Source organism: Thiomonas arsenitoxydans (assembly GCF_000253115.1).
In the GTDB taxonomy this organism is placed as follows: domain Bacteria; phylum Pseudomonadota; class Gammaproteobacteria; order Burkholderiales; family Burkholderiaceae_C; genus Thiomonas; species Thiomonas arsenitoxydans.
In genome coordinates this window covers 1884662-1896685 of sequence record NC_014145.1, presented here as the reverse complement: position 1 = coordinate 1896685, position 12024 = coordinate 1884662, and the positions used below count along the sequence as shown (strand labels likewise).

Sequence of the window (12024 nt, the reverse complement as noted above, 5' to 3'; positions counted from 1 at the left end):
CATGCCCCTTCTTACCCCGCCCGGTTTTTGAGCGCGGGAATTCTGCCCGGTGAGCGCGGCGCTTGAGTAGCGGCAGAGCGGCGTGGGGGCACTTAGTCTGTTTCCCCGCTAAACCGCGTGAAGCGAAGCCGCTGAGCCCCCATGTGGGGATGCCAAGCGACTTTGAGTCCCTCGCGATGTTGTCCCGGCAGGGCATACATCACGTTCACCGCTAAGTCACCCACGTGGTATAGCCACGTGGCAAACGCTACCTTGCGTTCCAGCTGCGCCGTATGAACGTCGGACCCGCCTGCCATGACGACCGGCAGCGGCAGATGGCCAAAGGCGAGGTAAAGGTGCGGATGCGGGCGACCGCTCGTAATAGCTTCGCTGAAAGGCGCGATGTCGATGGGTATTCCGCCTTCGATCACCAGGCAACCGAACAGCTTCGTGAAGTACAGGTGCACGAAGCGCATCGCGCGCCGCGTGTCGTAGGGAAATAGCCAGTTGGCGCGGAACGAGCCTCTGGCCAGCAACCTTGGCACTGCCGCGCGCAGATCCCCCGAGCAAAGCTCCCAGGCGTAGTCATATGGCTGAGTGCGCGCGCTGTTGCAGGTCAGGCAGATGCGATGCGCGAATTTCAGCGTGTCCGACTTCAAGCTGCCGACGCGGATGTTGCGGCGTCTGGGCATTCCGGGGCGGTCACTGGCATGAAAATAGAGGGGATAGCGCTGAGAGGGCTTGCCGAACAGCGCCTTCAGGTCAGATGCCTTGGCGAGATGCTCGCGCGTTGCGGCCTCTTCCGCACCACAAATCCAGCATTTCATGGTCACCTTCCTCCGCCTACCGATGCCAAAAAACAACCGCTTGATTCGTCCGCGCGTAACTCGTTGATATATAGCGATGTTAAACGCGGACTTTGCGGACTTCAGGCCACTTCAGGATGGCGGGGTCGGAGAGAAAAATGGCCTGGAGAGAGTAAAAACAGCCATTTTCAAGTGCCCTGGCCAAACATCGAAGTCCGCAGGAATCCGCGTGAACCCTCGCTAACACGCGGGAGTTCAAGAAAAATGCCCAACTGCATACACAGTTGGGCATAAATATTGGTGGAGCCGGGGGGAATTGAACCCCCGTCCGCAAATACTCCACAGCAGGATCTACGTGCTTAGTAACGCCATTTGGCTTTAACCCCTATGACGCGGGTGTACGCGCTTCATTTGGGGCGATCCACTGAGTTTAGGGCTGAATCGCGTGGCGAAATTCAACTCGAGCCAATGTGTATGACCTCGCAGGTGTTGCCACCCCGGCCCATCGGCCAACCGTTGCGAGGCTCACCGGTGTTAAGCGGCGAGGGCGTACGAAGAATCGTTCGCAGTTACTTTGTTTCCAGTGGTTTATCGAGCGTACTGGGGCTCGGCATGCACCTGTCTGTTTTGCTATCCACGTCGAAACCGGGTCGGCCCCATGGAACGCTGATTGTACGGCGAGACCATGTTTTGTTTCGCCGCTGTCAGGACATGAGGTCGAGCGTGAGCAATTCAAGGGGGTGATAGATGACCGCATCTGCGTCCCAACTTTCTGGGGCGCTGGGGCCACAGTAGCCGTAGGCTGCGGCGATGGCGCGCATTCCAGCGGCTTGGGCGGATTGCATGTCTCGAAGGTCATCGCCGACGTAGATGCAGCTTGCAGGGTCGATGCGAAGCGCTTGGGCGGCGTACAGCAGGGGATCGGGTGCGGGTTTGGGGCGTGCGGCGGTATCGCCGCTGACCACGCATCCGGGAGGGTGCGGCCAGGGGAGTTGGGTGACCAGGGGCTGGGTATAGGTGCTGAGTTTGTTGGTGACAATGCCCCAGGGCAGGGCGAGTTGATGCAGGCGTTCGAGCAGTGGGACGACGCCGTCGAACAGGGTGGTGCGCACACGGATCGCCTCGAGGTAATAAGCGAGGAAGGTTTCTTTCAATGTGTCGTACCGAGCCTCTTCGGGCGTGACCTGCATCCCTACGGCGAGCAGGCCGCGCGCGCCGTGAGAAGCCATGGGGCGCAGGTGTTCCAGCGGCAATTCCGGCAGGTGATGGTCTCTGCGCACGCGGTTGAGCGCAGCGGCCAGGTCGGGGGCAGTATCCGCCAGCGTGCCGTCAAGGTCGAATAGGCAGGCGCGGACAGGGCGGGCGTGCGACATCAGAGCGGGCGGCGCAAGGCCATGAGATAGTTGACGCTGGTGTCGCGAGTGATGCGGAAGCGCTGGGTGAGAGGCTGAAATTCGAGCCCGGCAATGTCGGCGGTTTCAAGACCGCAGCGTCGGCCCATGGCGGAAATTTCGGAAGGCTGGAGAAACTTGGCGTAGTCGTGCGTGCCTTTGGGGAGGAGCCGCAGCAGGTATTCGGCCCCGAGAATGGCGAACAGATAAGCCTTGGCGTTGCGATTGAGGGTCGAGACAAAAACCCATCCGCCGGGACGCACCAAGGCGGCGCTGGCTTGGATGATGGACGCCGGATCGGGGACGTGCTCGAGCATTTCCATGCAGGTGACGACGTCGAATTGTCCGGCGGCCTCGGTGGCAAGGCGCTCGGCACTGACGAGGCGGTAATTGATATCGAGTTGGGCATCGAGCGCGTGTAGGCGCGCGACTTGCAGCGAGGCATCGGCAAGGTCGATGCCGGTCACCTTGGCGCCTGCCGCTGCCATCGACTCCGAGAGAATACCGCCCCCGCAGCCGATGTCCACAACGGCTTTTCCGCCCAGGCCGACATGGTCTTGAATCCACCGTAGGCGGTGCGGATTGAGCAGGTGCAAGGGGCGAAACTCGCCGTGTTCATCCCACCAGCGATGGGCGAGGACACTGAATTTGTCGATTTCTTCAGCTTCGACGTTGTGGTCTGTCGGGGTCATGGGCGGCACCTGAATCGGCGCGTCATTGAAACTTGATCAGCCTGTAATAAAGCATGCCGAGAAGTTCGTGTACGACGCGTGTGGTCTTGTCCAGCGCGCTGATCTGCGGGTTCAGCATGTCCAGCGCCTGAATCGGAATGGCTTCGTAGTCTACCGGCCAGGCGCAGATTGAAACCTGCTCATGGGCAAAAGCCATCATCGCGCGTGGCATGTGGTCTGCGGAGGTGACCAGGTAGCGGCGGCCGACCGGAAACTGGAGGATGCGCTCTCGCGTATTGACGGCCGTCTGAAAGGTCGTTCGAGATGCTGTGTCCAGGATCATTCGGCTGGCCGGAAAGCCGAGTTGCACAGCCAGCGCACCCATCAAGTTGGCTTCGCGTACCGTTCTGCCCCATCCGCCGGAGATGAGCAGCGTGCTGTCGGGGGTGCGCTGCGCCAGTTGTACGGCAGCGAGCAGACGTTTCAAACTCGCGGTTTTCAAGGCCGAGAAGTCTTGCGCGTGCATGGGGTTGCCGTCTATTCCGCCCGCGAGCACGACGAATAGCGTCCCCGGTGGGGGCGGGGAGCAGATTTTCTCCTGCGTCGCCTTTCGTTCCAGTGCGCCTAGAGCAAGATTGGCAAAGAGGGGCATGCTGGCCAAGAGGAACAGCACGGTAATGGCATAGGTCAGAAACCGGGTGAAAAACCGGTGCGAGCGCCAGGTGACAAACAGGGAAAGAAAGACCAGGCCGCAAGCGGTCAGCCCGACGGGAGACAGCAGGAGTTCGAGGGTGAGCTTCAACGGCGTCAGGACAGGGCCACAGAGGCCGTGGAGGGGGAGGTCATTCCAGCCCAGTCAAGGTAAACCTTTTCGTCCCCGTCCACCCAGACGTGGCGTGAAAAAAGACGTTCCGCGCGTTGGCGCCCGGCGCGGCCCATGGCGGCCACCGTGTCTCGCTCGCTGAGGGTGAGCATTTTTGCAGCCAGATCGTCGACGTCTGCCGCGGTGAACAGCAAGCCGGTGACGCCGTCTTCGACCACTTCGCCGCAGCCGCCGATGCGCGGCGCAATCACGCAGCGGCCGGCCGCCATGGCTTCACGCGCGGACAGCGGGAATGACTCGCGCGTTGAGGACAGCACAAAGACGTCGAGCAGGGCGAGGTGGGAGGGAATGTCGCGCTGCATGCCGGCGAAAATCACAGTGTTCTGCAAGCCGAGGCGGGCGACCTGCGCCTTGGTTTGATCAAGTAGCGGCCCGTCACCCACGATCAGCAGGCGGGTTTCGGGTTTGCGCTGCACGACTTTGGCGAAGGCATCGACCAGATAGTTGTGGCCCTTTTCTTCGGACAGGCGGGCCACGATGCCGAATATCAGATGCTTGCCCGGTTCCAGCCCATACTGGCGGGCGAAATCGGCGGTTCGGGTGGCCGTGGAAAATCGATCGAGATCGATGCCGCTGTGAATGACGGTGGACTGCTCGGGGGGCAGGCCGTTGGCGAGCAGGCGGTTGCGCTCGTAGTTCGACTCGAAAATGATGAAGTCCGCGCTTTGCCGCAGGATGCGACCTGCCCACTTGAAATTCTTGGGATTGTGAATGTTGTGGATGGTGGTCACGATGGGCACGCGGCGAGACGTGCTCGCGACCCGGTAGCCGTAGGGGGTGAGTCGCAGTGCGGCGTAGGCCACCATGGAAGAGCGCACCGATTGCGGCGCGACGAGTTCGATGCCCTCGCGCTTGACGACCTCTCGCAGCTGTTTGAGGGCTCGAACGAACTGCGAGGCTGCGCTGAAATGAAAGTCGATATCGATATGAATGGCACCTTTGCCGATCAGCTCTTTGAGCAGCACGCCGTCTGTGGTGGCCACATACACGATATGGCCCCTGGCGGTGAGGTCTTCCGTCAGGGTCAGCACGTCGGACTGCACGCCGCCGATGCCGAAGGGCTCAGTCATCAAGTACAGGATTTTCATAGCGTTGTGGCCTCGAACGAGGCGCTGGGTTTGAGGTGTTTCTGAGCGAATCGGCGGGTGCGACGCGCATGCAGCAGGCGATGAATCGGATCGAATGCGCCAGCGATTTTCAGGCGGAATTGCGACACATCATCGCGGTCGGTGATTTCGGTGCGTTTGAGCTGGAACAGATCGGCATCACGCCGATTGACCCCCGGCGCCACGCTGACGGCAGCGGCATAACCGGCTTGTCGCACCAGTTGAAGTTCGCGCGGGCTCAAATCGCCCGAGGGGTAACAGAAATACTGAACGGGTTGCTGCAGATGGGCGGCGATTTCGCTTCGGCTGGTAGCGATTTCCTGTTGCGCCAGCGCATCGCTGATGGTTGGCAGGTAGGGGTGGGTGCGGGTGTGCGAGCCGATGGTGATACCGGGAGACCGGGCGAGGGCAATCACTTCGTCCCAGTTGAGGTGCAGCCGCTCGGTCGGCTGACTGCCGTAGCGGGGGTGGCTGAGCGCCTGATCGCAGAACTGGGTGGTCACAAAAATAGTCGCCGGAATACGATAGCGCTGCAGGATGGGCAAGGCCTCGGTCAGGTTGTCGAGATAGCCGTCGTCGAAGGTCACGGCGAACAGCGGTTTGCGCAAGGGCCCGGCCTGAATCGCCCGCAACCCGTCTTCGAGGCTGACCACTTTGTGCGAAGACAACTCTTGCATCTGCTGGGCAAAACGCGCGGGCGATACTGTGAGTTGGTCATAGGCGGCCAAATGCGCGACACGGTGATACATCAGCACGCGAAGACCCGGGCTCAGGGTGTTGCGAAGCTGGGCGTAAGGCAGCAAGGCAGTGGCAAGCAGACGGCGCATGATTTACTCCGCAGGGGCGACTCGCGCCGGTTGAGGCTCTGACGACAGGCCCAGCGCTTGCTGATGGAGACGGTTGTAGGCCGCGGCGGTTCGCGACACGTCGAAACGCGCGATCACGGTTTCCCGTGCCCGCTGTCCCAGACGGGCGCGCAAAGCAGGGTCTTGCAGCAAGTCGTCCAGGCGTTTGGCAAATTGCGGCACGTCGCGCGGCTCGACCACCAGGCCATTATCCCCGTCGATGACGACATCGGGAATGCCGCCCACTCGGGTACACAGAACCGCCTTGGAACTCGCCATCGCCTCCAGCAGGGCAATGGGCAAACCCTCCCAATGCGAGGACATCACGAACACATCCATGGCCGCCACCAGGCGGGGCACATCGGTTCGCATGCCGGTGAAAATCACACAGTCTTCCAGCCCGAGAGCCTTGACCTGCTGCTTGAGCGTGTCTTGAAGGTCGCCCGTGCCGATCACCAGGCAATTCAATTGTTTGTCACGCACCTGGGGAAGTTCGGTCAGCGCACGGAACAGATCACCGTGTGCCTTTTGTTCGTGCAAGCGGCCCACGATGCCGATCAGGGGGCGATCTTCTGGAAGCCCGAATTCACTTCGGACGCCCGCTCCCGAAAAGCTGGAGAATTTCTGCAGGTCAATGCCATTCGGAATGGAGACCAGCTTGTCGGCGGGTATTTTGTCGCGTGAGGCCAGCGTTTGCGTGACCTCTTCACTGCAACCGACTACAGCGGTACTCAATCGCGCGAACAAACGGTCGATCAGCTTGCGGCCCGACCCTTTCCACGGGTTGACGATGTTGTGCACAGTCGAAAACACCGCCGGAACGCCGGCCAAGCGCGCAGCCAGACGGCCATAAGTATCGGCGGTGAACAGATGTGTATGCACGACCGCAACACGTTCGCGCCCAAGCCACGAAGCCACGCGGAAGACCAAGCCAAAATCCAGCTTGCCTTTGCGGCCAAAGATCACGACTGGAACGCCGAGTTTTTCAAACTCCTGTTCTAGAGGGCCTCCCTTGATCAGGCAGACGATGGTGTAGCGGTAGCCCGGTATGCGCAGGCGCATCAAATCGACCAGCAGCATTTCCGCACCGTCGCGCGGCAGTTCGTCGATCATGTGGACGATGTGCTGAGAGGTTTTATCGCGGTTATCCATTTCTGTTTTTGGCGCTGATAAGTTGTTTCGGATCAAACAGATGGGCCACGATGGCAATATAAATCCATAGAAACACATCGACCGAGGTATCTATAATATGCGTCCCGAACATATTTACCGCAACCAATCCTGCTACCAGCGTTACCGCACCTAAACCAATGATGCGGTCGATATCTATGGTGCTCTTTTTATAAATAGACCAACCACGAAAAGCGAGTGCTCCAATAATCAGAAGGAGCGTGATCAGGCTGGGCACGCCCATATTGGAGGCCGCATACAAAAACATATTCTGATTGTCCGTAGCATCTCCGGTCGACCCTTCATAGAATCCTGGAACATAGCTGGGCACCAAGCTGTGAAACTGATCGAACCCCTTGCCGAAAATTGGGTCTTCCTTCGCCATCTGAATGGCTGCGTCCCAAAGTAAAAATCGTGAGTCTGCACTCTTGTCGATTTTTGAATCAACTTCGTGATCCTGATAGGTTTGAGCTACTCGGGCCTTCATCGAATTGGGCACCAAGGCGGGAATGAAAAAGTAAATTGTTCCAATGACGAGCAAGACCAGAACCAAGAACTTTTTGCTTTTGACGAATGAAAGCGTGGCAAGCTCCATCGCGAAAGCCAGATAAGCGCCGCGAGAAAAGGCCGCCAGCAATACTTTCAGGCCAATCAAGACGATGGGCGCCAAGCGCCACGATTTCCAGCGCGGGAAATAATAGGCCCCATAGGCTAGCAAGGGCGCAAGAGAATAGATAATTTGCGCTGCGAATTCGTTCGGCTGCCCAATGGGGCCTAGCAGCCGCGATTTTTCGATGCTGCTTGCACCGCGGGTAAGCCACCATTCGTGTATGCCGTAAAGAAAAATGACAGCTGCGGAAAACATCATATAGACGATGAGTCGTCTAGCCATATTCTTATCTTGGATCAGGTTGACGACCAGAAAGAAAATAATAAACTGGTCGAAAAATCCCCGAGCCGACAAAAGATAGTTCCAGATGAATGGATGCAGCCCAATATGATAAATTGCTGTAAAAACAGAAATAACGCTCAGGAAAAACCAGATGCCTACCAATCGCGTGAACGGCAAGGGGTTGAACATCTTCCTTTGATTTTTATAGGCATGGATGACCCAGAATGAAATCAAAAACAATTCCAGCAAATTAGTGCCGTTGATGCCGGGTGCAATCAGAACTGGGTAGAGTTTGCTTAAAGGGTAATAAATGATGACCAGTGCAAGCAGAGGCTCTGGACCTTTGCGCAATTGAATCAGCAGGAGCAGCCCAAAGACCAAGGCAAAACCGTAGAGGCCAATTTTCCCTGGATGGAGTTTGAAAACGATGATGCTGAGAACAAATAAAGCGGGTACGGCGAGCAGTCGAAGTATGGAGTACAGCTCCTTGCCAGCCCAGTTCGCATTTTCAACCGGGTTTTCAGCCGGATTTTCAACCGATGGGACTGAAGCGGGCCGCCTGTTGTTCAATCCCCCAGGTTTTTGGCGTGGGTGCGGGGTGGTCACGCTCATGGCTGCTGGTGTGGCACGCCTTTGACGCGTGCATAGAGTTGGTGATAGCGCGCGTTGCCAATGAGGCGTTTCGCCCCTGTTTTCGCGAGCGAAATAGTCTGGGCGCGAAGCAAGGTCGCCGCGTCGGCCCGGGCATAGGCCATGAAAGTGCCGTCTGTCGTTCCGGCGCGGATGGCCAGGCGGGGCAGGGGGCGCGTTGAGGCAATCGGGCGAGTGCTCAGGGTGCCAATGGCCGATCCGTGAAGGACGGTATAGCCCACGTCTTGCGCCAGCCGCAGGCAGCGATCGTCGTAACGCCCCCCGGGGAAGGACATTTGCCCGACCTTTATCTGCAGCTCATTTTCGAGGCGGGTATGCGATTGCTGCAGCTCGCTTTTGAGCGCGTCGTCTGGCAGGTCGCTGAGAAAGCGGTGAGTGTGTCCATGCCCGCCCACCGTCATGCCTTGTTGCGCGAGCTGGCGAACCTGATCCCAGGTGCAAAAACCGGCGCGCTGACCGATGAAGTCGGTGGTGACAAAAAACAGCGCGCTCAGACCGCGTTGCTTGAGCAAGGGCAGGGCGAGTTCAGCATTGCTGGCGTGGCCGTCGTCGAAGGTGAGTAGCACGCCGCCCGGCATGGGCGCACCGGTTTGCTCGAGAGCGTGCGGGTGGATGACTGGAATGTGGGCTGCGGCCAGCAGATCGAGCTGTCTGGCAAACGTCTCCGTGGAGAGGGCATAGGGACGGTCTATCGGGTCGATGGCCAGGCTCTGCGCCTCGGTGGCGTAAAGCCCGTGGTACATCAGAATGCTCAGGCGCTTCATGTTTTTTCCCACTTGGCGTCGGCGCGGCCCTGGGCGAATTTCAGCAGGGCCAGCATGGCGGCGGCATTCATGTCGAAAAACACATGGGCAAAGCTGACGAATTTGTTTTTGCGCAGTGCGGGCGCCCAGTGTCCGGCGGCGGCCAGCAGGTAAAACGCAAGCTGCGCCAGCAGCGCAAGGCGGTAAAACGCCGACGGGATGAAGGCGCTGGTGAACAGGGTGATGATGAGGGCGTAGGGCACGAAGAGCCGGAAAACCTTGTGGGACAGGAACTGGAACCATACCGGGTTCTGCATGGGGCTGAACAGCCAAAAATTTCTCGAAAAGGTCTGGAAATTGCCTGTGAGGGTTCGAATCTTGCGTTTTTGTTCCGCGGCGGACTCGGTTTGCAGGGTGTCGTAGACGTGGGCCTGGGGTTCCATCAGGGTTCGTTTGCCCGCGCGGGTGATCTGCATGGGAATCTCGAAGTCGTCGAGGATGGTGTCCGGCGGGATGGGGGAGAAGTCGCGGGTGCGAATGGCGTAGAGTGCTCCGGTTGCGCCCACGGTCGAGTGAAAGTGGCTTTCGGATTTGCGGATGGCTTTTTCGTAGCGCCAGTACAGGCCGATGTTCTGCCCGGTCTGGGTGCTGCTGGGACGATGAACCAGTTCGCCGCTCACGGCTCCGACGGCGGGGTCGCAGAAATCGGAAATCAGCCGACGCACCGATCCGGCTTCGAGATCCCGGCGCACGTCGCAGAACACGACGAATTCAGTCCGCACCTGAGCGAGCGCCAGGTTGAGCGCATACGCCTTGCCTTGCCGCTGGGCATAAGAGAGGGTGCGCACGCCGGGGGCGCCCTGCAGCACGGTGGCGGTGGCGTCGGTCGATCCGTCGGAGACCACCAGAATGTCGATCTTGTCCTGCGGGTAGTCGAGCGCGCGCAGATTGGCGACCTTGCCGGGCAGGCGCGCCGCCTCGTTATAGCCCGCCATGACCACGGTGAGGCGGGGAAGTGACTCGTTGTCGAGCAGGGGGCAGGCAAGCTGCGGGCGCCGCCTGGCCAGCAGGCCGATCAAAACGGGATAGCCGACGTAGGTGTAGAGGATGAACAGGGCGGCGGCCCAGAACAGAACAAGCAGGATCATGGCGGGGACGCGGACGGGGGCGAGGCCGCCTGCGCTCTGAGCGGGGCGAGTTGCCGTAGGCCGCGTTGGACGGTGTCGATCCACTGCTGCTGGGCGACGCGGGTGGTGACGGCATGATCGATGTCATGCAGGTGGGCAAAAAGCAGACGGGGGTTGCGGGCTTGACGCAGGCCGAGAGCGTCGCGCAACTGATCGGCGTAATTCACCGCGCTGAAATCGGTGCCCGCGCTGAAAACCATCACCCCGACGCCGCGCTCGGCCAGCGCAAGCAGGCCCCGGCCCAGGGTGCGGCGGTCGACCTTTTCTTCGTCAACCGATGCTGCGCTGCTGGCCTGCATCGTGGTTGATCGGGAGCCCCTGGCGAAAATTCGCGCAGCCTTGGCGCCCACTGCGGCCACGCCACGCAGACCCACGCGCGTCCACACCGCCCAGGCCTTGGGCCCGTAGCCGTGGCGCATCAGCCGCACGCCCAGGTAGCGCAACACGCTCAGCGGGGTGATGAAATTCAGCGCGTCGTACATCACGATGGCACTCACTCGCGGGTCGACCTGCGCCGTCCAGTAGCTGGGCATGGCGCCGCTGCAAAACCCGACGAGCGCGAAGTGCTGTGCGCCCGTGGTGCTTTGCAGCACGTCCATGGCGGCGCGCAGATCGGCCACCACCTGATCTTTGTAGGACAGCCTGCCGTCGGCACGCAGGCTGTCGCCCATGCCGTGCAAGTCGCAACGCAAGGTGGCGACGCCGTCAGCGGCGAGGGCGCGGGCGAGTTTGACGTTCACACGGTGCGCACCGACCCGGTGGATGACCCCGGCGTTGAACAGCAGCACGCCGAAAGGAGGCGGCGACGCCGCGTCGTTGGCTGCAAAGGTCACGGTACCCAGCAGATCGGCCTGCGGGCCGAAGGTCAGTGTGGTTTCACGCATGGGCGCCCTCGGCAAGATGGTCGAGCAGATCTCGTATCCAGTGCATGGGGACGATGGACGTGGCGGCAGCGCTGTCGGTGGCCCAGTCGATCCGGGCGTCGCTATCGACGAACTCCACGGCAGGCGGCAGGGTTACGCCAGCGTGTTGCAGAAACTGTCGAGTCGCCTGCGAATCGGGCGAGAGCAGACGCAGCGTGCTGGCCGGAACGGTTTCCAGACAGGCCGGGGTGATGGCGTCGATCTGGCTGCGGGTTGCAGGGCTGAGGTAAAAACCGAGGGCCTCGCTCTCTGGGGTTGGCAGCATGGTGTCGCGCAGGCGGGCACTCAGCGGCCAGCGCACGCCATAGCCCCGGTGGAGCGATTCGAGACTGGAGTCGGCCAGGCTGCACAGATAGGCGCTGCCATCGAGCACCGGCTCGATGAGCATCAACAGCTGCGCCGGTGTGGGCGCCAGCCGCGCCACTTCCAGGGCGATGGTGCCGCCCAGGCGCAGGCCGACGGCCGACCAGCGAGGCGCGCGACTGCGACGAAGCAACTCCGCCAGCGCCGCCAGCGCATCGTCAATGCTGCCCTGCACATCCCACTCCTCATCGCTTCCGGCCGAGTCGCCGCTGCCGTAATAGTCGAATCGCAGCACGTGATAACCGGCCGCAGCAAGGCGTTCGCCCATCACCCGGTAGAGCCGGTGCGCGCGTATGCCTTCTTGCCCGAAGGGGTTGCACAGCAATACGGCATGCTGCTGTGGCTGTGCATCCTCAGCCGGTTCGAGATAGAGGCCAACCAACTCGCGGTTGCCGTTGAAAAGACGCACGGGAG

General features: G+C 60.5%; 12 protein-coding genes and 1 other RNA gene. All 13 read right to left on the bottom strand.

Going from position 1 to position 12024, the window contains the following annotated elements:
• Positions 1-92 precede the first annotated feature (92 nt).
• On the bottom strand, positions 93-806 hold the full coding sequence (locus THI_RS08775) for a hypothetical protein (protein WP_013105899.1): 714 nt from the start codon (positions 804-806) through the stop codon (positions 93-95).
• 277 nt (positions 807-1083) lie between these two features.
• Positions 1084-1443, bottom strand: a transfer-messenger RNA (tmRNA) gene (gene ssrA, locus THI_RS18430).
• Between the two features lie 46 nt (positions 1444-1489).
• On the bottom strand, positions 1490-2158 hold the full coding sequence (locus THI_RS08770) for an HAD family hydrolase (RefSeq protein ID WP_013105898.1): 669 nt from the start codon (positions 2156-2158) through the stop codon (positions 1490-1492).
• Positions 2158-2868, bottom strand: a complete 711-nt coding sequence (gene ubiG, locus THI_RS08765; protein ID WP_013105897.1) for a bifunctional 2-polyprenyl-6-hydroxyphenol methylase/3-demethylubiquinol 3-O-methyltransferase UbiG — start codon at positions 2866-2868, stop codon at positions 2158-2160. The genes THI_RS08770 and ubiG overlap by 1 nt, the downstream gene beginning before the upstream one ends.
• Positions 2869-2890: 22 nt before the next feature.
• Positions 2891-3649 (bottom strand): YdcF family protein, encoded by a 759-nt coding sequence (locus tag THI_RS08760; RefSeq protein ID WP_013105896.1) that lies wholly within the window; start codon positions 3647-3649, stop codon positions 2891-2893.
• Between the two features lie 5 nt (positions 3650-3654).
• The gene (locus THI_RS08755) at positions 3655-4818 is read right to left on the bottom strand and encodes a glycosyltransferase family 4 protein (protein ID WP_013105895.1); all 1164 of its coding nucleotides are present in this window, start codon (positions 4816-4818) and stop codon (positions 3655-3657) included.
• The gene (locus THI_RS08750; protein WP_013105894.1) at positions 4815-5663 is read right to left on the bottom strand and encodes a polysaccharide deacetylase family protein; all 849 of its coding nucleotides are present in this window, start codon (positions 5661-5663) and stop codon (positions 4815-4817) included. Before THI_RS08750 ends, THI_RS08755 begins: the two co-directional genes overlap by 4 nt.
• Before the next feature lie 3 nt (positions 5664-5666).
• Positions 5667-6833: a glycosyltransferase gene (locus THI_RS08745; protein ID WP_079668482.1), complete on the bottom strand. Its 1167-nt coding sequence runs from the start codon at positions 6831-6833 to the stop codon at positions 5667-5669.
• Complete coding sequence (locus THI_RS08740; RefSeq protein WP_013105892.1) at positions 6826-8355, bottom strand: O-antigen ligase family protein; 1530 nt, start codon at positions 8353-8355, stop codon at positions 6826-6828. The genes THI_RS08745 and THI_RS08740 overlap by 8 nt, the downstream gene beginning before the upstream one ends.
• The gene (locus THI_RS08735; protein ID WP_013105891.1) at positions 8352-9158 is read right to left on the bottom strand and encodes a polysaccharide deacetylase family protein; all 807 of its coding nucleotides are present in this window, start codon (positions 9156-9158) and stop codon (positions 8352-8354) included. Before THI_RS08735 ends, THI_RS08740 begins: the two co-directional genes overlap by 4 nt.
• A complete protein-coding gene (locus THI_RS08730; protein WP_013105890.1) occupies positions 9155-10285 on the bottom strand; it encodes a glycosyltransferase family 2 protein in 1131 nt (376 codons plus the stop codon). Before THI_RS08730 ends, THI_RS08735 begins: the two co-directional genes overlap by 4 nt.
• Entirely contained in the window at positions 10282-11208 is a 927-nt protein-coding gene (locus tag THI_RS08725) for an alpha/beta fold hydrolase (RefSeq protein WP_013105889.1), read from the bottom strand. The genes THI_RS08730 and THI_RS08725 overlap by 4 nt, the downstream gene beginning before the upstream one ends.
• Positions 11201-12019 (bottom strand): serine aminopeptidase domain-containing protein, encoded by an 819-nt coding sequence (locus THI_RS08720; RefSeq protein WP_231836509.1) that lies wholly within the window; start codon positions 12017-12019, stop codon positions 11201-11203. Before THI_RS08720 ends, THI_RS08725 begins: the two co-directional genes overlap by 8 nt.
• Between the last annotated feature and the right edge of the window lie 5 nt (positions 12020-12024).